The organism is Pseudomonas fluorescens (assembly GCF_000730425.1).
Taxonomy (GTDB): domain Bacteria; phylum Pseudomonadota; class Gammaproteobacteria; order Pseudomonadales; family Pseudomonadaceae; genus Aquipseudomonas; species Aquipseudomonas fluorescens_X.
Window position 1 is genome coordinate 5,342,898 of the sequence record NZ_CP008896.1, and the last position, 21,207, is coordinate 5,364,104.

General features: G+C 59.8%; 18 protein-coding genes. 11 read left to right on the plus strand and 7 right to left on the minus strand.

The genetic code is table 11. The features are described 5' to 3' along the window. Positions 1 to 151: 151 nt before the first annotated feature. Entirely contained in the window at positions 152 to 1,282 is a 1,131-nt protein-coding gene (locus tag HZ99_RS23960; RefSeq protein WP_038446530.1) for a branched-chain amino acid ABC transporter substrate-binding protein, read from the minus strand. 339 nt (positions 1,283 to 1,621) lie between these two features. Between HZ99_RS23960 and HZ99_RS23965 the strand changes: the two genes are divergently transcribed. Further along, positions 1,622 to 1,927, plus strand: coding sequence for a DUF2288 domain-containing protein (locus HZ99_RS23965; protein ID WP_038446531.1), 306 nt, complete (start codon positions 1,622 to 1,624; stop codon positions 1,925 to 1,927). Between the two features lie 305 nt (positions 1,928 to 2,232). Here HZ99_RS23965 and HZ99_RS23970 read toward each other — a convergent pair whose 3' ends face one another. The 3 genes from HZ99_RS23970 to HZ99_RS23980 all read right to left on the minus strand — a co-directional run bounded on the left by HZ99_RS23970 (position 2,233) and on the right by HZ99_RS23980 (position 7,357). Beyond that, the gene (locus tag HZ99_RS23970) at positions 2,233 to 4,413 is read right to left on the minus strand and encodes a hypothetical protein (protein WP_038446533.1); all 2,181 of its coding nucleotides are present in this window, start codon (positions 4,411 to 4,413) and stop codon (positions 2,233 to 2,235) included. A 208-nt stretch (positions 4,414 to 4,621) separates the two neighbouring features. After that, positions 4,622 to 6,847: a putative bifunctional diguanylate cyclase/phosphodiesterase gene (locus tag HZ99_RS23975; protein ID WP_038446534.1), complete on the minus strand. Its 2,226-nt coding sequence runs from the start codon at positions 6,845 to 6,847 to the stop codon at positions 4,622 to 4,624. Between the two features lie 141 nt (positions 6,848 to 6,988). Continuing rightward, a complete protein-coding gene (locus HZ99_RS23980; protein ID WP_038446536.1) occupies positions 6,989 to 7,357 on the minus strand; it encodes a YkgJ family cysteine cluster protein in 369 nt (122 codons plus the stop codon). 244 nt (positions 7,358 to 7,601) lie between these two features. On the opposite strand from HZ99_RS23980, the gene HZ99_RS23985 reads away from it, so the two are divergent. Next, entirely contained in the window at positions 7,602 to 8,948 is a 1,347-nt protein-coding gene (locus tag HZ99_RS23985; protein ID WP_038446537.1) for a spinster family MFS transporter, read from the plus strand. A gap of 74 nt (positions 8,949 to 9,022) precedes the next feature. Here the strand turns inward: HZ99_RS23985 and rapA are convergent, their stop codons facing one another. Next, positions 9,023 to 11,869, minus strand: coding sequence for an RNA polymerase-associated protein RapA (gene rapA / locus HZ99_RS23990; RefSeq protein ID WP_038446538.1), 2,847 nt, complete (start codon positions 11,867 to 11,869; stop codon positions 9,023 to 9,025). A 218-nt stretch (positions 11,870 to 12,087) separates the two neighbouring features. On the opposite strand from rapA, the gene HZ99_RS23995 reads away from it, so the two are divergent. The 4 genes from HZ99_RS23995 to HZ99_RS28155 all read left to right on the plus strand — a co-directional run bounded on the left by HZ99_RS23995 (position 12,088) and on the right by HZ99_RS28155 (position 13,167). Beyond that, positions 12,088 to 12,429, plus strand: a complete 342-nt coding sequence (locus HZ99_RS23995) for a hypothetical protein (RefSeq protein ID WP_038446539.1) — start codon at positions 12,088 to 12,090, stop codon at positions 12,427 to 12,429. 58 nt (positions 12,430 to 12,487) lie between these two features. Next, a complete protein-coding gene (locus HZ99_RS29055; RefSeq protein WP_181883202.1) occupies positions 12,488 to 12,646 on the plus strand; it encodes a hypothetical protein in 159 nt (52 codons plus the stop codon). A gap of 143 nt (positions 12,647 to 12,789) precedes the next feature. Beyond that, complete coding sequence (gene ccoM, locus HZ99_RS29455; RefSeq protein WP_029297086.1) at positions 12,790 to 12,906, plus strand: cytochrome c oxidase subunit CcoM; 117 nt, start codon at positions 12,790 to 12,792, stop codon at positions 12,904 to 12,906. Positions 12,907 to 12,921: 15 nt separating this feature from the next. Next, positions 12,922 to 13,167 (plus strand): hypothetical protein, encoded by a 246-nt coding sequence (locus HZ99_RS28155; RefSeq protein ID WP_080727752.1) that lies wholly within the window; start codon positions 12,922 to 12,924, stop codon positions 13,165 to 13,167. Here HZ99_RS28155 and HZ99_RS24005 read toward each other — a convergent pair. Continuing rightward, the gene (locus HZ99_RS24005) at positions 13,164 to 14,639 is read right to left on the minus strand and encodes an inorganic phosphate transporter (protein WP_038446540.1); all 1,476 of its coding nucleotides are present in this window, start codon (positions 14,637 to 14,639) and stop codon (positions 13,164 to 13,166) included. The genes HZ99_RS28155 and HZ99_RS24005 overlap by 4 nt on opposite strands. 329 nt (positions 14,640 to 14,968) lie before the next feature. Beyond that, the gene (locus tag HZ99_RS24010; RefSeq protein ID WP_038446541.1) at positions 14,969 to 15,169 is read right to left on the minus strand and encodes a hypothetical protein; all 201 of its coding nucleotides are present in this window, start codon (positions 15,167 to 15,169) and stop codon (positions 14,969 to 14,971) included. Positions 15,170 to 15,702: 533 nt separating this feature from the next. On the opposite strand from HZ99_RS24010, the gene pcaR reads away from it, so the two are divergent. The 5 genes from pcaR (at position 15,703) to pcaF (ending at position 21,200) form a co-directional block, all read left to right on the plus strand. Beyond that, positions 15,703 to 16,545 (plus strand): pca regulon transcriptional regulator PcaR, encoded by an 843-nt coding sequence (gene pcaR / locus HZ99_RS24015; protein WP_029297080.1) that lies wholly within the window; start codon positions 15,703 to 15,705, stop codon positions 16,543 to 16,545. Positions 16,546 to 16,718: 173 nt separating this feature from the next. Further along, on the plus strand, positions 16,719 to 18,065 hold the full coding sequence (locus HZ99_RS24020; protein ID WP_038446542.1) for an MFS transporter: 1,347 nt from the start codon (positions 16,719 to 16,721) through the stop codon (positions 18,063 to 18,065). A gap of 296 nt (positions 18,066 to 18,361) precedes the next feature. After that, on the plus strand, positions 18,362 to 19,219 hold the full coding sequence (locus tag HZ99_RS24025; protein ID WP_038446543.1) for a CoA transferase subunit A: 858 nt from the start codon (positions 18,362 to 18,364) through the stop codon (positions 19,217 to 19,219). Continuing rightward, on the plus strand, positions 19,219 to 19,998 hold the full coding sequence (locus HZ99_RS24030) for a CoA-transferase subunit beta (RefSeq protein ID WP_038446544.1): 780 nt from the start codon (positions 19,219 to 19,221) through the stop codon (positions 19,996 to 19,998). The genes HZ99_RS24025 and HZ99_RS24030 overlap by 1 nt, the downstream gene beginning before the upstream one ends. Next, positions 19,995 to 21,200 (plus strand): 3-oxoadipyl-CoA thiolase, encoded by a 1,206-nt coding sequence (pcaF, locus tag HZ99_RS24035; RefSeq protein ID WP_181883244.1) that lies wholly within the window; start codon positions 19,995 to 19,997, stop codon positions 21,198 to 21,200. Before HZ99_RS24030 ends, pcaF begins: the two co-directional genes overlap by 4 nt. Positions 21,201 to 21,207: the final 7 nt, after the last annotated feature.

Here is a 21,207-nt window from a genome sequence, read left to right on the forward strand (position 1 = left end):
ATTTGCACAAAGCATTTGCCAGCGAACCGCTGGTGACGGTTTTAAGATTTTCAGGTGAACCAGCGCCCGGATCGCGGGTGCGTGGCCCATAAACCTCGTAAAACAAAACCCACTGCTTGCACAGTGGGCTTGTTGTCCAGTAACGCCTGGCTTACTGAGGGGAAACTTCGGTTTTTGGTTTACCGAAGTGCCATTCGTAGACCACGAACTTGAAGTCTTTCAGGTCGCCCTTGGCATCGAAGCTCAGGTCGCCGGTTGGGGTCTTGAAGGTACCCGCGTGGATGGCTGCGGCGACTTTCGTTGCGTCGTCGCTGGTGCCGGCAGCCTTGACACCGTCGGCAATCAACTGCACGGCGGAGTAGGCCGGGAATACGAACGGGCCGCTTGGGTCCTTGCCGTCGGCCTTGATCGCGTCAACGATGGCTTTGTTGGCAGGTTCAGCGTCGAACGACTTCGGCAGTGTTACCAGCAGACCTTCGGCAGCACCCTGGGCGATTTGCGAGATGGAGTCGTTACCCACGCCTTCCGGCCCCATGAACTTGGCTTTCAGGCCTTTTTCCTGGGATTGGCGCAGGATCAGGCCCAGCTCTGGGTGGTAGCCGCCGTAGTAGACGAAGTCGACGTTGGCTTGCTTGAGCTTCTGGATGATCGAGGAGAAGTCCTTGTCGCCGGCGTTCAGGCCTTCGAAGACGGCAACCTTGGTACCTTTGCTTTCGAGGGTTTGCTTGACCGCAGTGGCGATGCCTTCACCGTATTGTTGCTTGTCGTGCAGCACTGCGACGACTTTCGGCTTGACGTGGTCGGCGATGTAGTTGCCGGCCGCCGGGCCCTGGGCGCTGTCCAGGCCGATGGTACGGAAGACCAGCTTGTACCCACGGGAAGTGATTTCCGGGCTGGTGGCAGCCGGGGTGATCATGATCACGCCTTCGTCTTCATAGATATCGGACGCTGGCTGAGTGGAGCTGGAGCAGAGGTGACCGACCACGAACTTGACGCCGTCGTTGACCACTTTGTTGGCTACGGCAACCGCTTGTTTAGGGTCGCAGGCGTCGTCGTATTCCTTGGCTTCGAGCATCTTGCCGTCGACACCGCCTTTGGCGTTGATGTCCTTGATGGCTTGCTTGGCACCGATGAACTGCATGTCGCCATACTGGGTCACTGGGCCGGTCTTGGGGCCGGCAATACCGATCTTGATGGTGTCAGCTGCGAACGAATGGCCGGCAACCCCAGCCAGGACCATAGCGGCAAACAGTTTGGAAATCTGCTTAGTAGCCTTATTCATAGTGCTCCACTCTTACTGTTGTATTTTTTATAGTTCTAGCGGCCTTGTGGGCAGCAGAACCGGATCAGATATCTCGGATATCCCCCGGCAGCGGCCTGGCAACTGTACCGGTACAGTGTAGAGCGCCGGTTGATCGCTTGAAAAGCTGGCAGCTGGGGGCAAAAGCCGACGGTGTCGCTTAAGTGAAAGAAAAAGACAGAATTGCGGCGGGTGAATGCCAGAGTCTCGGCAATCCTTGGCGTTCCTGACACTTTCAATCGGTGCCTCAATTGCAACTGGGTTTTTCTAGGGAAGTCTCGACGGTATGATTGCGCCGATTTTTTCCTCAGGTGAGTTCCCATGACGCAAGAACCTAGCACCCTCTATGCCAAGCTGCTCGGCGAAACCGCGGAAATTTCCTGGAAGGAACTCGAACCGTTCTTTGCCAAGGGTGCCCTATTGTGGGTCGACGCTGGGCTGGATTTGATCGAAGCCGCCGAGGGAATGGCTGCGGACAACCGTGACAAAGTGGCTGCCTGGCTGGCCTCGGGGAGCCTTGGCGAAGTGTCTGCGACGCGGGCATTGGACTTGGTGGCGCGTGATCCGAGCCTGTGGGCGGTGGTGGTTTCGCCGTGGATTCTGATCCAGGAAAGGGCATCGAATTAAATGTTTGCACTTAAATGGTGCGCGTTTTTCCCGGTGGGAAGTGTGTAGCGGAGTAACCGCTTTCCCCATGATGGCAACTGGCCGTGAAGAAAGGTCACAGGCGAGGGTGACGTAAACGTCATGGGAACAGTTTTGCGGGCTGCGAATGGCCCGGGGAATTGTTTCTTGGTGTGGCAAGATTATGGATATTTGTTGCCTGGTAGACTGCTTTCGCGAGCAAGCCCGCTCCCACAGTTGATCGCATTCCAAGGGTGGAACTCGGTCGAGTTTGGGAGCGGGCTTGCTCGCGAAGGCCGCGCCGCGGTCTAGGCCGTCTTCCCGGTATGGTTATTCAAGGAAATAACCTTGGTCTTGCCAATCCGGTGACGATAAATTTCGCGCAGGTACTTGATCGCCTTCTTCACACAATCACGCGACAGGCGAATGTCGTTGATCGAGACAAACTTCTCCTTGTCGTTGATCAGCTCGCGGTACTTCTTCTCATACATCGGCTTGATCGCGTACCAGTTGGTATCGAGGATTTTCGCCGGGTTCTCGAATTCGTTGAGCAACTCGTCGATACGGTCCTCGTCGAAGTCTTCGTGGATGATGAAATCCAGGATCGAGTTGTCCAGCGTCTCGTCGAAACGGTACGGGTTGCGGGCAAAGCAGCGTTTGATAAAGGCCACGATCAACGTCAGGAAATCATCCGACAGGCACGGGCTCTTGGCGATCAGGGTGGTCAGGGACAGGTTGGCCGAGGCGCCGATCACCAGGGCGTAGCGTTTGAGGGTGGTGTTGGGGAACAGGCTGTTGAGGTGGGTCTTGAGCCGGTTCAGGTCCATATAGGACAGTTTGTAGTCCTTGGGCAGCGAGACGATGGACACCACCGACGAGCAGTTCTTGAAGAAGTGCAGGTCATGCAGGGCCGCTGCGTCGTAGCCGGAGTTCTTGTATTGCTCCAGCGACGCCCGATAACGCTTGGATTCGATCGGTAGCAGGCTGATACCTTCGATCGCCTGGGTCACCTTGTTGAAGTGGGGTAGGTCGATGGAGCGGAAGAACAGGTCGTCGATGTTCAAGCGTTGTGGTTCTTTTTCGAACACCTTGAACTTGTCATTCGATGGTGCTGGGGTTTCCGGGACCACGGATTCGGCGTAGGCAATCGCCACCGGCCCGGCCAGGCTCATGAACAGGTCGTTGGCATCCAGACGAATGGTTTCACCGATATCGATGCCGGCACGGCGGAAATAGTTCTGGTCGTAGTCGGTAGTGACCGCTTGAGCCGTCAGAATATTGAAGATCTGTTGTGAGATGTACTGGTTGGCGTGTTTCTCCATGGCATTGACGTCAATGTTCTGGATGTTGCCATCGTCGCTTTCTTCGGCGTAACGCATGATGTCGTTGGAGATCAGCATCATGGCGTTCCAGGGGCGAATGCGGCCTTTGACGCTGGCCTCGCTACTGTCTTCATTGGCGAAGTTGTACGAGAAGTCCCACTCCTCCGAAAGGTATTTGCACAGCAGCCGCCCGGCGTTGATGTGCAGCGCCTCGGACATTTCGCTACGGTGATCGGAGATATTCGGCAGCACGCAAATGCCGCTGGTGAAGATCGGCTCGAAGACAAAGGCATGGCCGCTCTTGCTGTCGTGTTCGTCGGCGGGCTTGGTGTCGAAGGTCTTGTTCATGTACGAGTGTTGTTGGGCCAGGCCAAACTCCGAGGCCATGCCCGAGCCGGTGCCGCCGCCGGCGCTGAAGATCGAGAAGTACAGGCGCGACTGGTTGGCCTTGATCCCGCAGGAGTCGATCAGGTACGAATGGATCATCTTCCAGTCAGGGCTGGAAAAGCGCTGGGTGTCTTTGTTGAGGATGATCTTGGCCAGGTACTGGCCGAGGATCGGTGCGTTACCCGCGCCGCCGGCATGCACTTCCGACAGGTCCATGATTTTCATCTTGCTGTAGTCGCGCAGGAACCCGCTTTTTTCGCCCTTGCGGGAAAACCGGATACGCCCGGCGATATCTTTGTCGAGGTCACCGAGCATCACCAGGGGTTCCACCAGGAACACCGGCTTGCTGGCCTTGCTGGCGCCCAGGCGCAAGTTGCTGCGGATCCATTGGGCCGGGCCGTAGCCCTTTTCAACGTAAGACTTGTCTTCGGCACTGAACTCGTTCAGGTAGAACTTGCGGGCGTTGTACACCAGCTCCGCTACGTCCAGGGCAATGTTGGACCCACAGCGTCCCAGGCCGATCAGGCAGACCGAGGGAAACGCCTGCTCACTGCGCAACTCGTTGTCACCGTCAAGGTGCGGTGGGCGCGGGAACACCATGTCACGCAGGCCGTCGAGGTTGTCGAGGATCCGGTCAGTGTTGGTTTCGGTGAAGTACAGGTATTGCTGGGTGGCCAGCGCACGTTGACTGCTCAATGACTTCGAAGCTGAGGGTTTTTCCGCAGGAGCTGCCAGCAACACGTCGGATACCGCAGTAACAGAATTATTTTTAGAAGTCATTGTGCGCCATGTGCCTGGACGGATGGCTGGAAAGCATCAAAGAGCCATCACCGAATGAGAGTTCGCGACTTTTACAGTGCGTTTAGGCCTCGGCGCTCAGGCTTAACCCTAGTGTTTCTAGGGAAAAGCGACGCCGGACTCCCATGAATCGGCCGTTCGTCGGCGTTCTTTAATCAAAATGATGGCTATATGCCGAGTCCTGTGCGCTTCAGCGGATGGGGCGTACAACCGATGATGTGTCTTTGCCACCCGCCAGGCTCAAGGGGGAGAGTGGGTTGTGCTGGTCAAGCGCCATGATCGCGGCGCTGACTTCACTGGCCGGCAGCGCAGCACTGAGAAGGTAACCCTGCACGTAGTCGCAACCATGCTTGATCAGAAGCTCCAGTTGTTGCGGGGTCTCCACCCCTTCGGTGATGACCTGCAGATGCAGGGTGTGGGCCATCGCGATGATCGCCTGGACAATCTCCATATCGCTGGTGGATTTGGGAATGTCCTGGATAAAGGAGCGGTCGATCTTCAAGGTATTGAGGGGCAGGCGCTTGAGGTAGGAAAGGGAAGAATAGCCGGTGCCGAAGTCGTCGATGGACAGTGCAACCCCCAGCGCGCGGATTTGCCGCAGCAGGACCAGGGTGCTGCTGATGTTGCCCATCAAGGCATTTTCGGTCACTTCCAGTTCCAGGCGACTGGCCGCAATGCCGCTGCTGCGCAAGGCGTATTCGATTTCATCCGCCAGTTCGTCACGGGCCAGGTTCAGGGCTGAACAGTTGACGGCCATGGTCAGCTCCGGGTGGCCCTGGCCTGACAGCCAGCCCAGGTCGGCGCAGGCCTGGCGCAGTACCCAGTTGTCCAGCTCGGCGATCAGGCCGTTGTTTTCAGCAATACTGATAAACCGCTCGGGTGCCAGCAGCCCATGTTGCGGATGTTGCCAGCGCACCAGGGCTTCGAGCCGGGTGACCTTGCCTTTGCGCAGGTCAAGGATTGGCTGGTAGTGCAGGACCAGCTCTTTTTGGTTACGCAACGCGTTACGCAGTTCCTCTTCCAGCTGCAGTTCAAGAGAGGCCCGGGTTTTCAGGTTGGAGCTGAAGAAGTTCAGGCTGTTACGCCCAGCATCTTTGGATTGGTACAGCGCCAGGTCCGCCGTTTTCAACAATTCCTCGCTGGTGATGCCATCTTCGGGAAACACGCTGATACCGATGCTGGTGGTCATCACCATGCGCCGGCCGGCCAGTTCGATGGGCTCTTTCATCTTCTGCATGATACGCAAGGCCATGTGTCGCGCTTCGTCGCGATGATGGATGTTGATCAGGATGCAGAACTCATCGCCGCCGAACCGGGCCACCACATCGTTATGGCTGCGTACCGAACTCTTGATGTGCCCGGCCAGGACTGTCAGTAGCTCATCGCCGGCATCATGGCCCAGGCTGTCGTTGATCCGCTTGAAGTGGTCGATGTCGAGGAAGATGACCGCCAGCATGCCCCCGACCTGAGCTTTCTGTGCGAGCTTTTCGGCAAAGATCTGGTTGAAGCCCCGGCGATTGAGCAGGCTGGTCAAGGCATCGAAGTGGGCCACTTGCTGCAGGGATGCCCGCGCCTGGTCCAGTTCGCTAAGCAACGCATTGACCCGACGCAGGTCGCGCTCCTTGTGCTGCAGTTTCTTGTCGGCGAGGGCGGCGCTGATGCTACTGCCAATCACCAGCAAGGTGATGACGGCTACCGACAGGCCCAGTTGCGTCGGGTTGTTGTCGATTGGCAATGACGGTACGGCCCCCGTGGGCACCAGCAATTGCATGGCGGCCATGCCGGTGAAGTGCATGCTGATAATACCGGCGCCCAGCACCAGGCTGGCAGCGTACTTGAGCAGTTGGTGGAACATTCCGCTGCCATTGCGCAGGTAACGGGACAACAACAAGGCCGCCAGGCTGGCGCCGATGGCGATTGCCACCGACAACCCGAACAACCCGCTGGAAAAATACACCTGGGCCTCGGAGCGCATGGCAGACATGCCCACGTAATGCATCAGGGCGATGCCCAGGCCCATCCAGATGGACGCCACCAGATACTGAGGCAAGCGCAGTTGGGCGTGACTGAGGGTTTTCATGGCGAACAACGACGCGATCATTGCGATCAGCAATGAGGCAAAGGTCATGAACAGCTCGTAATGGATGGCGATGGGCGCCTGGAATGCCAGCATGCTGATGAAGTGAGTCGACCAGATGCCGCCAGCCAGGCAACCGGCGCCGATCCAACGCCAGCGGCGTAGTGCCGTCAGGTTGTCAACGTGGCCGACCCGCTCGGCCATGTCCAGGGTGCCGAAGCCCGCTGCGCAGGCAACCAGGTACGCCAGTAGCACCAGGAACGGGTTATGGGTGCAATTGAGCAATAAGTGCCCGCTCTCGGGAAGGGCGGTAAAAAAATGCAGACCCAGCCATTCCATAGCATGTCCCGTTTGAGCCATCTCGTGTCACGGCGCGCAGCGATGACCTATGGAGTCGAGTATAGAAGGCTCAATGGAATCGCAAGCAGTAATGGCATTTTGATTGCTTCGATTTTGGCATGCCGGCCATAGCCAATAGTGCTAAGCGCTGATGGGCAACTCGTACTCGTAGGGCGCTTGCTCCAGCGGCGCCAGGCCGAACGCGGCGCGTGCCGCGTCGCAGTCGGCATTCGCTTCCCCCTGGCTCCATGAAGCCTCGAACTCCCGGCACACGCTGGAACGCTGTTCATAGATCGAGCAACGAGTAGCGCTGCCCACTTCGCCTTCCAGGCTGCAGCAACGCGCCGGTTTTCGGTCGGTGCCGATCATCGCCACTCGGCTGGGGTTGATCTGCACCACCAGTTCATCGGGCACGGTACCGCCTGATGAGGCGCATTCGCCCCAAAAGAAAGACACGCGAAAGTGTGAACAGCAGGCACCGCAATTCAGACACGGACTGGCATCGGGCATGGCACGTCATCAATAAGAAGTAAGGGGGAACTGCGGAAGGCTCGCTATTCTATTCCTGCCAAGGCGCTTGGGAAGGGGGGCGCGTGCTTATTTTTTTGCCGGGCAAACCCTGCTGCCCTGGATGAAATTACGCCCTATCAGCTTTACGAATCATTACAGACAACCGCGCTGTGCCTGACTAGATTGCAGGTTCCGGGCAGGATGCGTCGGCATCGAGCCTCTATAACAATAAAGAGACGGACCCATGCAGAACTCGACCCAAGCGGCGAATGCCTGGCGCATTCTGTTCCTGCTGTTCCTGGCGAACCTGTTCAACTTCTTCGATCGCACCATCCCGGCGATCATCATCGAACCGATCCGCATGGAATGGCACCTCAGTGACTTCCAGCTCGGCATCATCGGCACTGCATTCACCATCGTTTATGCCATTGCTGGCCTGCCCCTGGGGCGCCTGGCCGATACCGGTTCGCGCAGCAAGCTGATGGGCTGGGGCCTGGCGAGTTGGAGTGCGCTGACGGCAGTCAACGGCATGGTTGGCAGTTTCTGGACCTTCCTGCTGGTGCGCATGGGGATCGGCATTGGCGAGGCCAGTTATGCACCGGCCGCCAACTCGCTGATCGGCGACCTGTTCCCGGCCCACCGTCGCGCCCGGGCCATGGGGATTTTCATGCTGGGCTTGCCCCTGGGCCTGTTGCTGGCATTTTTCACCATCGGCGCGATGGTCAAGGCGTTCGACAGCTGGCGCGCGCCCTTCTTTATTGCGGCGATCCCGGGGCTGATCCTCGCGGTGTTCATGTTCTACATCAAGGAGCCCAAGCGCGGTGCCGCCGAAACCGTGCAAGTTTCCCAGGAAAAGGTCGACCGGCCGATCCGTCGCGTGCTGGCAGTGCCAACCTTCCTGTGGCTGGTGCTGGCGGGGTTGTGTTTCAATTTTGCGACCTATGCCTGCAACTCATTTCTGGTGCCAATGCTGCAGCGTTACTTCCTGATGCCGCTGCAAGAAGCTGCCGTGGCGACCGGGGTGATTGTTGGCGTGACGGGGTTGTTCGGCCTGACCTTGGGGGGGCTGGTGGCGGACAAGATTCACCAGCGCATTGCCAACGGTCGGCTGCTGTTTGCCGCTTTCAGCCTGATTGTCTCCACGGTATGCACGGCCTGGGCCCTGCATGCGGGGCGTATCGAAATTGGGGTGTTTGTCGCGGTGTTCAGTGTGGGCTGGTTGTTCGCTTATAACTTCTATACCTGTGTGTACACGGCGATCCAGGACGTGGTGGAACCGCGCCTGCGGGCAACGGCCATGGCGCTGTTCTTTGCCGGCCTGTACCTGCTGGGTGGCGGGATGGGCCCTGTGGTGGTGGGGGCGTTGTCCGATCACTTCGCCCATGCAGCGATGTACGCAGCGGGTGCCGAGCAAATGACCGAGGCGTTCAAGGCGGTGGGGCTGCATGACGCCATGTACCTGATCCCGGTGGCACTGTTCCTGACCATGCTGTTTCTGTTCCAGGCTTCGCGGTGTTTTGTGCGCGATGCCAAGCGGATGAAGGATGGGCTGGGGGTGGTGGCGGTGCCTGGTCCGGTGGTTCCTGCTTGAGACTGCGATGAGGCCCGCCAGATCAAATAAAAAAGCCCGCATTGCGCGGGCCTTTTTGTTCAACAGGGCGAGGATCAGCCGGCGACCAACACTCGAATCGCCTCCAGCCGCAGCGCCGCCTTGTCGAGCATGGCCAGGCCTTGCTCGCGTTGTTGGCGCAGGGCGACCAGTTCGCTGTCGCGCACGGTCGGGTTGACGGCTTGCAGGGCGGTCAGGCGCGCCAGCTCTTCGTCGGTGTCTGCCGCCAGGCGACGTTGCGCCTGCGCCACACGTTCGGCGTGGCGCGGGGCGATTTTCTCTTCGCCGGCATTGATCCGTGGGGTCAACTGATCACGCTGGGCCTGCACGAATTTGTTGGCGCTGGCCCGTGGCACGCTTTCCAACTGGTCGTTCAGGGTGGTGAAGGACACCCGGCCCGACAGGTCATTGCCATTGGCATCGAGCAAGCAACGCAGTGCTGCCGGCGGCAGGTAGCGCCCCAGTTGCAGCGAACGCGGCGCTACCACCTCGCTGACGTAGAGCAGTTCGAGCAACACGGTGCCCGGCTTGAGCGCCTTGTTCTTGATCAAGGCCACGGCGGTGTTGCCCATGGAGCCGGACAGCACCAGGTCCATGCCGCCCTGGACCATCGGGTGTTCCCAGGTAATAAACTGCATGTCTTCGCGAGACAGCGCCTGGTTGCGGTCGTAGGTGATGGTTACGCCTTCGTCGTCGCCCAGGGGGAAGCTGGCGTCGAGCATTTTTTCGCTGGGCTTGAGGATCAGTGCATTTTCCGAATGGTCTTCGCTGTCGATGCCAAATGCGTCGAACAGGGTTTCCATGTAGATCGGCAGGGTGAACTGATCGTCTTGCTCCAGGATGTCTTCAACCAACGCATCACCTTCGCCGGCGCCACCGGAATTGAGCTCCAGCAGGCGGTCGCGGCCGGTGTGCAAATCGGCTTCCAGGCGCTCGCGCTCGCCGCGGGCTTCGTCGATCAGGCCTTGCCATTCGCCGTCGTCGGCATTTTCCAGCAGCGGCAGCAGGCGCGGGCCGAACTGGTGCTGCAAGGCGTTACCGGTCGGGCAGGTATTAAGGAAGGCGTTCAAGGCTTCGTGGTACCACTGGAACAGCCGCTCTTGCGGGCTGGTTTCCAGGTACGGCACATGCAATTGGATCACATGCTTCTGGCCGATCCGGTCCAGACGGCCGATACGTTGCTCCAGCAGGTCCGGGTGCGATGGCAGATCGAACAGCACCAGGTGGTGGGCGAACTGGAAGTTGCGGCCTTCGCTGCCGATTTCCGAACAGATCAGCACCTGGGCACCGAACTCTTCATCAGCAAAGTAGGCGGCGGCGCGGTCGCGTTCGAGGATGTTCATGCCCTCATGGAACACCGTGGCCGGGATGCCGGAGCGCACGCGCAGGGCGTCTTCCAGGTCCATGGCGGTTTCGGCATGGGCGCAGATCACCAGGACCTTGGTGCGCTTGAGCATTTTCAACTGGTCGATCAGCCACTCGACGCGCGGGTCGAAGCGCCACCAGCGCTGTTCTTCTTCTATATCCGGCTGCGACTGGAAGCTGACTTCCGGGTACAGCTCGGCCTGTTCGCCCAGCGGCAGTTCCAGGTACTCGTCCGGGCATGGCAGCGGGTAGGCGTGCAGCTTGCGCTCGGGGAAGCCTTGCACGGCGGCGCGAGTGTTACGGAACAGCACGCGGCCGGTGCCGTGGCGATCGAGCAGCTCACGCACCAGGCGCGCGCTGGCTTCGGTGTCGCCATCGTTGACGGCGGCCAGCAGGGCTTCGCCTTCGTTGCCGAGGAACCCCAGAATAGTCTTGTGCGCCGCCGGCGAAAGGCGGCCCTTGTCCATCAGTTCCTGGACGGCTTCGGCCACCGGGCGATAGTTTTCGCTCTCGGCGCGGAAGGCTTTGACGTCGTGGAAACGGTTCGGGTCCAGCAGGCGCAGACGCGCAAAGTGGCTGTCCTGGCCCAGTTGTTCCGGGGTCGCGGTCAGCAGCAGCACGCCGGGAATAGTCTCGGCCAGTTGCTCGACCAGTTGGTACTCCGCGCTGGCCTTTTCTTCATGCCAGACCAGGTGGTGCGCTTCGTCGACTACCATCAAGTCCCAGCCAGCGGCAAACAGCGCGTCCTGGGCCTTTTCGTCTTCTACCAGCCATTCCAGGGCTACCAGCGCCAGTTGGGTGTCTTCGAACGGGTTACTGGCATCGCTTTCGATAAAACGTTCTTCGTCGAACAGCGCCACCTGCAGGTTGAAACGCCGGCGCATTTCCACCAGCCATTGGTGCTGCAGGTTCTCCGGGACCAGGATCAGCACGCGGTTGGCGCGGCCGGACAGCAACTGGCGATGGATCACCAGGCCGGCTTCGATGGTCTTGCCCAGGCCTACTTCGTCGGCCAGCAGAACCCGTGGCGCGATACGATCAGCGACTTCCCGGGCAATGTGCAATTGGTGTGCGATCGGCTGCGCCCGCACGCCGCCCAGGCCCCAGAGCGAGGACTGCAATTGGCGGCTGGTGTGTTCCAGGGTGTGATAGCGCAGCGAGAACCAGGCCAGCGGGTCGATCTGCCCGGCGAACAGACGGTCGCTGGCGAGGCGGAACTGGATGAAGTTCGACAGTTGGGTTTCCGGCAGGGTGACCTGTTCGTTCTGCCCATTGAGGCCGTGGTAGACCAGCAGGCCGTCGACATCGTCGACCTCGCGCACGGTCATTTTCCAGCCTTCGAAGTGGGTGATGGTGTCACCCGGCGAAAACCTCACGCGAGTGAGGGGCGCATTCCGTAGCGCATACTGGCGGGTGTCGCCAGTGGCCGGATAGAGCACGGTCAACAAGCGGCCGTCCTGTGCGAGAACGGTGCCTAACCCCAGCTCTGCTTCGCTGTCACTAATCCAGCGTTGCCCCGGTTGATACTGCTGCGCCATGCTGCCTGACTCCCGCCGTGAAAAAGCCGGCTATTCTAACGGAACAAGCCCCTTAGCCAAAGGACTCTGACAAAAACTACTCCGCTTGCAGGGATGAAAGAGGGCGATTCGACGGGTGGCGGGGCACGGCTGACTGACGACTGGGTCACACGTTGGAGACCTCAGGCTCAAGTCGCTGGCACGGCAGCCGACAGCCTGCTGACAGGAGACCCATCATTATGCTGCCACCGATCTTGCCCTTGAGTGTTGTGCCGGTCACGTCGCAACTCGACCCCGTGCGCCCAAAGCCCGATATTCCACCGGTGGTGCCCGCGCAGCCGAGCTCCAACGAAAGCACCATCGACCTCAAGCACCGCGATGCCGAGCAATCGGCCCTGATGCTGCGTGAGGAGCAACGGCGCCAGCAGGAACAGCAGAAACGCCGGCGCGAAGCCGACGAGGATCCCGAGCAGCACCTGGCCATTCCTGGTGATGAGCTCAACGCCGACAACACGGTGCCGGTTGCGCCGCTGATCGAGGACGCGCCCCGCCAGGGGGTGTGGGTGGACGTCGAGGTTTGACCCCCGGGCGGGCCAGGACGCATTATTGAGGTACTCCAGCCACCACGTAAGCCATGCCATGAGTGACGACAAGCTGATCGACCTGAATGCCGAACGGGCCAAACGGGTCCATGACCTCAACGACAAGCGCCTTAATGACGTGCGCCAGGCGTTCGAGCAGGCCATGCCGTTAGGCAAGGCGAAGAAAAAGTCGAAAAACAAACCGAAAAAACGCTGAAATGCCCAGAATCTGTTGATTCAGGTCAGTTATTTCCCTTCTTTACGCCCCGTTGCGGGCGACATTGATCCCCGTCAATTTCTCCCCCCGACTTCTTGGTTAACTTAGCCCCATCGCAACAGGGCAAGAGCAGGAGGCCGGTCATGTTTTTCGATAATGTGGTTTTCGCCGGGGTGCTGACTGTCGGCCTCATGGTGCTGTTTTTTGTAGGGTTTGGTTTTTTTATCTGGAAAGACGCGAACAAGCGTAAAAAACCATAGGTTTTTCCGGGTTACATGAGCACGCAAGGCATTTTGGGCGACTTCGGTCGCCCTTTTTTTTGCCCCGATTTCAATGCAATCCCCGTAGGAGCCGGCTTGCCGGCGAAAATCGTCAACGATAACGCTGTGGGCCTGGTGTCCCGCGTTGCCCTCCAGTCTTTCGCCGGCAAGCCGGCTCCTACAGGGGAGGGCAATAAATCAGCGCATAAAAAAGGCGTGACCCTCGCAGGTCACGCCTTTTTTAATCGTGCGGGCTGTTAACTGCCCAATGCCTTGGACGCCAGCCAGAACAGTGCGGCCGACAAGCTCACCGTGGCCGGCAGGGTCAGCACCCATGCCATCAGGATGGTCTTCACGGTGCCGCCTTGCAGGCCGCTTTTGTTCGCGACCATGGTCCCGGCCACACCCGACGACAGTACGTGGGTGGTGGAAACCGGCAGGGCGAAGATGTTGGCAAAGCCAATCATGGTGGCGGTGGTGATTTGTGCCGACATGCCCTGGGCATAGGTCATGCCCTGCTTGCCGATTTTCTCGCCAATGGTCAGTACCACACGTTTCCAGCCCACCATGGTGCCCAGGCCGAGGGCCAGGGCCACGGCAAGGATTACCCAGAAGGGGGCGTATTCGGTGGTGGCGGTCAGGTCCTTGCGCAGTTTTTCCAGGTCCGACTTCTCGCGAGAATCAAGGCCAGGCAACTTGCCGACTTTCTTCGCGGTGTCGTCCAGGCACAGCAGGTAGCGACGGACTTCAATGCGCTGGTCGGACGTCAAGGAGCGGTAGTCAGAGACACCCTTGAGTGTGCCGAGGAGGGCGTTGATGGTGGGCTCGGTCTGTTGCGGGTTGCAACGGAACTTGCCTGGCAGGTCGTCTCTGACACTTTTACCCAGGGCCAGGAATTCGCCGAGGGTTTCGTGGTTGCGCTGGTAGAACTGGTTGAGGTGCAGGGTGGCGTCGCGGGTTCGCTCGATCTGGTAAGTGGTGCTGCCCAGATCGAGTACGAACTGTGCGGGCACGATACCAATCAGCACCAGCATGATCAGGCCGATACCTTTCTGGCCGTCGTTGGAACCATGCACGAAACTCACGGCCATTGCGGAAATCACCAGTACCAGGCGGTTCCAGAACGGCGGGTGTTTCTTGTCGTCGAGCTTGCGGCGCTGGTCCGGTGTCTTGTGCATCTTCGACAGCGGACGCCACCACTTAAGGCCGATCAACACCAAGGCTGCGACCAGGAAGCCGGCCATGGGCGAGAACACCAGCGAGGCGCCGATATCAATGGCCTTCTGCCAGTTGACCCCGTCAGCCAGTGGAATGTCGTTGATCAGGGCATTGGCCAGGCCGACACCGAGGATCGAACCGATCAGGGTGTGGGAGCTGGATGCCGGGATCCCGAAATACCAGGTGCCGAGGTTCCAGGTGATAGCGGCGGCTAATAATGAAAACACCATGGCCAGACCATGGCCGGTGTTCACATTGATCAGCAACTCCACCGGCAGCAGATGCACGATGGCATAGGCAACGCCTACCCCGCCGAGCAACACGCCAAGGAAGTTGAACACCCCGGAAAAGAATACGGCCAGGTGCGGCGGCATCGCTTTGGTATAGATGACTGTGGCCACCGCGTTAGCGGTGTCATGAAAGCCATTGATGAACTCGAATGCGAGGACAAAGGCAAGGGCGAGCAACAGGCTCACAAGAACCCAGGCATCCAGTCCGCTGAATAAATCGATCATGAAGGTTTTATGACCCGGTCGTAAGGGGGCGCGATTATGCCAGAAAACCTTGGTAATCGATGCACTAGCTGCTCGCCGGTAACATTCTTCAACGAATTAGTTTGGAGGAGGGGTGCGGCTACCAGATATTTCGGTGGTTTGGCAACTCATTGATTTGCAAAGAATAGAAGGGGTTTTGCCAGGTGCGACAATTAAGGTGATGAGTCTGAAATGATTGTATGAAATTTCGTAGGATGCCCGGACTGGCGATTGACGGGCATGGCTGGAGCGCCCCTGCCAGGAGGTGCTGGCAGGGCGATGACTTGCCTGGAAGGCTCAGTCCGATGGGCTTATGGCTCGTCGGCCTTGAGGTCCTTCTCGATCTTTTGGATTTCCTGGGCAAATGCCTGGTCGAGCAGGCTGGCTCGTTTGCGCCATGGTTTGCGCTCCGGCTCCGGTTGGGCGGCGTAGGTGGTGACTTCCCCGCCGTAAACATCCTTGTAACGTTGTTCCTGGCGCTCAAGTTCCGCGCGCAGTTCGTCTTTCGTCACATTGTTACCTAATTGAGTTGAGTTTGATTCCGGTGAAGCGCGATATCAGGAAGGGGCAACGTTCTACCACTTCTTTATTACACGCGGCCACGGCACCGGGGAAGAACAGCTGTCGTAGCAACAGTTTTCTTTTTGGGGCTGGGGACTTGCGACCCAGGCCTGGACAAGGCAAAGGCTAGGTTGGGCGGGATCGTAGATCACGCCAGGCCAACCGGACCTTATCACAGGGTACATTATAGCGGTGCATTTGAATAAGACTATCGCCAACAAGTTAAAAATCGTCAACTTTGCCGAGTGGAGGGCAGTTCAATAGTGTCGAGAACTTGGCATCACTTGGTTAATAACCTGTATGTGACAGTTGAAAGTAGTTTTGGCGTTAATTAATTCAATGCCGCTGCGCCTGGTCTACTCCATTAACGAATTGCGATTACCGAATCACCGTCCGATAATCGCCCAATGTTGGCGCCCTTGCCTTGTGCATCCGTTGCCTGCCGGCTTGTAATGGTGATCGACAATAAGAGAAAGGACCTGAAATGAACGATCAATTGCGCAACTCCTTTGCCTCAGTGGCGCCGCCGATCGTTGCGTCACCGGCCAAGCGCATCCAGGCGTTTACTGGCGATCCGGATTTCATGACCTCCCTGGCCCGTGGGCTGGCCGTAGTGCAGGCTTTCCAGGAGCGCAAGCGGCACTTGACCATCGCCCAGATCAGTCATCGCACAGAAATCCCCCGCGCTGCTGTCAGGCGTTGCCTGCATACGTTGATCAAACTCGGCTACGCCACCACGGACGGGCGCACCTACTCCCTGCTGCCCAAGGTCCTGACCCTGGGGCATGCCTATTTGTCTTCCACCCCCCTGGCGGTTTCTGCCCAGCCCTACCTGGACCGCATGAGCGAGCAGCTTCACGAGGCCTGCAACATGGCAACCCTGGAAGGCGACGACATCCTTTACATCGCCCGTTCGGCCACGACCCAGCGCCTGATCTCGGTGGATCTCTCGGTGGGTGGCCGGCTGCCAGCCTATTGCACCTCCATGGGACGGATCCTGCTGGCTGCCCTGGATGATGCGTCGCTGCAGGACTACCTCGATCATGCCGACCTGCAAACCAAGACCAGCCGCACCCTGACCACGCCCGAGGCTCTGCTTGAATGCCTGCAACAGGTTCGGCAACAGGGCTGGTGCATCGTGGACCAGGAGCTGGAGCAGGGCCTGCGCTCCATTGCCGTGCCGGTGTATGACGCGTCCGGCCAGGTGTTGGCCGCGCTCAATGTCAGTACCCATGCCGGCCGGGTCAGCCGCAGCGAGCTGGAACAGCGCTTCCTGCCGAGCATGCTGAGCGCCAGCCAGGAGCTGAGTGCCCAGTTGTTTGCCTAAGCTGTTCGGTGACCGCACAGATCCCGGTTTGACGAATTGACGGTGTTTCCCCTGGCTTATTAATGTCGCGGCAGCGTAACGGGCCGCGATGGCATCTACTGCCGCCGTTCTGGTTTCGCCCCCATAGCATTGACGACTCGCCGTCGTCCGCTGCCATCAGTGTGGAAAAAATAATGAATCAGCCTTCGCCTTCTGTTGGTACGTGCCTGGACGTGCAGTCCTTTATCAATGCGCAACCGCTGTCCCGCTATCAGTGGCGGGTGGTGATCCTGTGTTTCCTGATTGTCTTTCTCGACGGCCTGGATACGGCGGCCATGGGTTTTATTGCGCCAGCGCTGTCCCAGGATTGGGGGATCGACCGTGCCAGCCTTGGCCCGGTGATGAGTGCGGCGTTGATCGGCATGGTGTTTGGTGCCCTGGGTTCAGGCCCCTTGGCCGACCGTTTTGGCCGCAAGGTGGTGCTGGTAGGCGCCGTGCTGGTGTTTGGCGCTTTCAGTCTGGCGTCGGCCTACAGCACCAGCGTCGACCAGTTGCTGGTCCTGCGTTTTCTCACTGGCCTGGGCCTGGGCGCCGGTATGCCGAACGCCACGACCCTGTTGTCCGAATACACCCCGGAACGTCACAAGTCGTTGCTGGTGACCAGCATGTTCTGCGGCTTCAACCTGGGCATGGCCGGCGGCGGGTTTATCTCGGCCAAGCTGATCCCGATGTTCGGCTGGCACAGCCTACTGATGATCGGCGGCATCCTGCCCTTGATCCTGGTGGGCGTGCTGGTGCTGTGGTTGCCGGAGTCGGCGCGCTACCTGGTGGTGCGCAATCGCGGGACGGACAAAGTGCGCAAGGCTCTGGCACCCATTGATCCGGCCACCGTCGCCCAGGCCGCGAGCTTCAGCGTCCCGGAACAGAAAACCGTCAAGGCACGCAACGTGTTCGCGGTAATCTTTTCCGGTACCTACAGCGCCGGCACCCTGTTGTTGTGGCTCACCTACTTCATGGGCCTGGTGATCGTGTACCTGCTGACCAGTTGGTTGCCGACCCTGATGCGCGACAGCGGTGCCAGCATGGAACAGGCGGCGTTCATTGGCGCGTTGTTCCAGTTGGGTGGCGTACTCAGTGCCGTGGGCGTGGGTTGGGCCATGGACCGGTTCAATCCGCACAAGGTTATCGGCACGTTCTACCTGTTGGCAGGGGTGTTTGCCTACGCCGTGGGCCAGAGCCTGGGCAATATCACCCTCCTGGCGACCCTGGTGTTGATCGCCGGGATGTGCGTCAACGGTGCGCAATCGGCCATGCCTTCGCTGGCTGCGCGGTTTTACCCGACCCAGGGGCGGGCCACTGGGGTTTCGTGGATGCTGGGGATCGGGCGTTTTGGCGCGATCCTTGGCGCGTGGATGGGCGCCACGCTGCTGGGGTTGGGCTGGAACTTCGAGCAGGTGCTGACGGCGTTGGTAATTCCGGCTGCATTGGCCACCACTGCGGTATTGATCAAAGGCCTGGTTAGTCATGCGGATGCCACCTGAGACTTAAAGCCGGCACGCTTTAAAAGTGTGGGAGCGGGCTTGCTCGCGAAGGCGGTGGCTCAGGACAAAATGTGTTGACTGACACGCCGCCTTCGCGAGCAAGCCCGCTCCCACATGGACGGTGCTCACATTGAATTCAGGGGTGTTTAGCGGAATGTTAGCCAAGCAACAATATGTTCGATTATCGAACGATTAGTCGATTATCGGATTGTTTGGCTCCAGACCCCGGCTTACTCTTCAAGCACGTCGGCGCTGCCTCCAGCGCCTTTTTCGACCTACATCGGGAGCCCAACCCCATGGCTGAAATCCTTTCGCTGGCTGATGCGGTAAAGCAGTTCGTCAATGACGGCGATACCGTCGCGCTCGAAGGCTTTACCCACCTGATCCCTACAGCAGCAGGTCATGAAATCATTCGTCAGGGCAAGAAAGACCTGACGCTGGTCCGCATGACCCCCGACCTGATCTACGACCAATTGATCGGGGCCGGCTGTGCGCGCAAGTTGATTTTCTCCTGGGGGGGCAACCCTGGCGTGGGTTCCCTGCATCGCCTGCGAGATGCGGTCGAGAAGCAATGGCCGCACCCGTTGGAGATCGAGGAGCACAGCCATGCCGACCTGGCCAACGCCTACGTGGCTGGCGCTTCCGGCCTGCCGTTCGCCGTGCTGCGGGCGTATGCCGGTTCTGACTTGCCCAAGGTCAACCCGTTGATCAAGACCGTGACCTGCCCCTTCACGGGTGAAGTGCTGGCAGCGGTGCCGTCAGTGCGCCCGGACATCACCGTGATCCACGCGCAAAAGGCCGACCGCAAGGGCAACGTGCTGTTGTGGGGGATTCTCGGGGTACAGAAGGAGGCGGCATTGGCGGCCAAGCGCTGCATTGTCACCGTCGAAGAAATCGTCGATGACCTCAATGCACCGATGAACGCCTGCGTGCTGCCGACCTGGGCTCTGACGGGGGTGTGTCATGTGCCCGGTGGTGCGCACCCGTCCTACGCCCACGGTTACACCGAGCGTGACAATCGGTTCTACCAAGCCTGGGACCCGATCGCTCGGGATCGTGGGACGTTTACTGCCTGGATTGATGAATACATCCATGGCACCACCGACTTCAGTCAATTCCAGGCCAAGCTGGCTGCCGCGCAGGAGGCCAAGTAATGACTTACTCGACCAATGAAATGATGACCGTTGCCGCTGCACGCCGCCTGAAGAATGGTTCGGTGTGCTTCGTCGGTATCGGCCTGCCGTCCAAGGCCGCCAACCTGGCACGCCTGACGTCTTCGCCGGATGTGGTGTTGATCTACGAGTCCGGCCCTATTGGCGCCAAGCCGTCGGTACTGCCGCTGTCCATTGGCGACGGCGAGTTGGCGGAAACCGCCGATACCGTGGTGCCCACCGGTGAGATTTTTCGCTACTGGCTGCAAGGCGGGCGCATTGACGTGGGTTTTCTCGGCGCGGCCCAGGTCGACCGTTTCGGCAATATCAACACCACGGTGGTCGGTGACTATCACCAGCCCAAGGTGCGCCTGCCGGGTGCCGGTGGCGCGCCGGAAATCGCCGGGTCCGCCAAGAGCGTGCTGATCATCCTCAAGCAGTCGTCCCGTTCGTTTGTCGACAAACTGGACTTCATCACCTCAGTCGGCCATGGCGAAGGCGGCGACTCGCGCAAGCGTCTCGGCCTGCCGGGTGCTGGCCCAGTGGGGATCATTACCGACCTGTGCATCATGGAGCCGGAAGAGGGCACCCATGAATTTGTGGTCACCGCCCTGCATCCCGGCGTTACTCGTGAACAAGTGATCGCGGCTACCGGTTGGGCTGTGCGCTTTGCCGATCAACTCGGCACCAGCGCCGAGCCCTCCGAGATTGAACTCAATGCCTTGCGCGACCTTGAAGCCCGTACGGCTGCGGCCCACGGCCAAACCCCAGGAGAAGCCTGATGCGCGACGTGTTTATCTGTGATGCCATCCGGACCCCCATCGGCCGTTTCGGCGGCGGCCTGTCCACCGTGCGCGCCGATGACCTGGCCGCCTTGCCGATCAAGGCCCTGATGGCGCGCAACCCGTCGGTGGACTGGAGCGCAGTCGACGAAGTGTTCCTCGGTTGTGCCAACCAGGCCGGCGAAGACAACCGCAACGTGGCGCGCATGGCCGCGCTGCTGGCTGGCCTGGCGCCGAGCATCCCTGGCGTGACCCTCAATCGCCTGTGCGCCTCGGGCATGGACGCCATCGGCACCGCATTCCGCGCCATCGCCAGTGGCGAAATGGAGCTGGCGATTGCCGGTGGCGTCGAGTCGATGTCCCGTGCGCCGTTCGTGATGGGCAAGGCCGACGCCGCGTTCTCGCGCGCAATGAAGCTGGAAGACACCACCATTGGCTGGCGTTTTATCAACCCCTTGATGAAGGCCCAGTACGGCGTCGATGCCATGCCGCAGACCGCCGACAACGTGGCCGATGACTACCAGGTTTCCCGCGCCGACCAGGATGCCTTTGCCTTGCGCAGCCAGCAACGCACTGCCGCTGCCCAGGCCGCTGGATTCTTCGCGCAAGAAATCGTGCCGGTACGGGTTGCCCATAAAAAAGGCGAGACCCTGGTTGAACACGACGAACACCCACGCGCCGACACGACCCTCGAAACCCTGGCCAGGCTCAAACCCGTCAATGGCCCGGACAAGACCGTCACCGCCGGCAATGCGTCCGGGGTCAACGATGGTGCGGCAGCCTTGATTCTGGCCAGCGCCGAAGCGGTAAAAAAGCACGGCCTGACCGCCCGCGCCCGCGTGTTGGGCATGGCCAGCGCCGGGGTCGAGCCTCGTGTGATGGGCATCGGTCCAGTGCCTGCGGTGCGCAAGCTGGCCGAGCGCCTGGGCCTGGCTGTCAGCGACTTTGATGTGATCGAGCTCAACGAAGCCTTCGCCAGCCAGGGCTTGGCGGTGCTGCGTGAATTGGGCCTGGCGGACGATGCACCCCAGGTCAATCCCAACGGTGGCGCGATTGCCCTGGGCCATCCGTTGGGCATGAGCGGTGCGCGACTGGTGCTGACCGCACTGCATCAACTGGAAAAAACCGGCGGTCGCACAGGGCTGGCGACTATGTGTGTCGGCGTTGGCCAAGGCCTGGCCCTGGCGATTGAACGCGTTTGAGACCTAC

Coding starts and splice junctions, on each gene's coding strand:
- ccoM (WP_029297086.1), top strand. CDS start 12,790: ATGTTTTTCGATAATGTGGTTTTCGCCGGGGTGCTGACTGTCGGCCTC.
- HZ99_RS24025 (WP_038446543.1), top strand. CDS start 18,362: ATGGCTGAAATCCTTTCGCTGGCTGATGCGGTAAAGCAGTTCGTCAAT.
- HZ99_RS23975 (WP_038446534.1), bottom strand. CDS start 6,847: ATGGAATGGCTGGGTCTGCATTTTTTTACCGCCCTTCCCGAGAGCGGG.
- HZ99_RS24005 (WP_038446540.1), bottom strand. CDS start 14,639: ATGATCGATTTATTCAGCGGACTGGATGCCTGGGTTCTTGTGAGCCTG.
- pcaR (WP_029297080.1), top strand. CDS start 15,703: ATGAACGATCAATTGCGCAACTCCTTTGCCTCAGTGGCGCCGCCGATC.
- HZ99_RS24030 (WP_038446544.1), top strand. CDS start 19,219: ATGACTTACTCGACCAATGAAATGATGACCGTTGCCGCTGCACGCCGC.
- HZ99_RS28155 (WP_080727752.1), top strand. CDS start 12,922: ATGAGCACGCAAGGCATTTTGGGCGACTTCGGTCGCCCTTTTTTTTGC.
- HZ99_RS23985 (WP_038446537.1), top strand. CDS start 7,602: ATGCAGAACTCGACCCAAGCGGCGAATGCCTGGCGCATTCTGTTCCTG.
- HZ99_RS23995 (WP_038446539.1), top strand. CDS start 12,088: ATGCTGCCACCGATCTTGCCCTTGAGTGTTGTGCCGGTCACGTCGCAA.
- HZ99_RS23960 (WP_038446530.1), bottom strand. CDS start 1,282: ATGAATAAGGCTACTAAGCAGATTTCCAAACTGTTTGCCGCTATGGTC.
- rapA (WP_038446538.1), bottom strand. CDS start 11,869: ATGGCGCAGCAGTATCAACCGGGGCAACGCTGGATTAGTGACAGCGAA.
- HZ99_RS23980 (WP_038446536.1), bottom strand. CDS start 7,357: ATGCCCGATGCCAGTCCGTGTCTGAATTGCGGTGCCTGCTGTTCACAC.
- HZ99_RS23965 (WP_038446531.1), top strand. CDS start 1,622: ATGACGCAAGAACCTAGCACCCTCTATGCCAAGCTGCTCGGCGAAACC.
- HZ99_RS29055 (WP_181883202.1), top strand. CDS start 12,488: ATGAGTGACGACAAGCTGATCGACCTGAATGCCGAACGGGCCAAACGG.
- HZ99_RS24020 (WP_038446542.1), top strand. CDS start 16,719: ATGAATCAGCCTTCGCCTTCTGTTGGTACGTGCCTGGACGTGCAGTCC.
- HZ99_RS23970 (WP_038446533.1), bottom strand. CDS start 4,413: ATGACTTCTAAAAATAATTCTGTTACTGCGGTATCCGACGTGTTGCTG.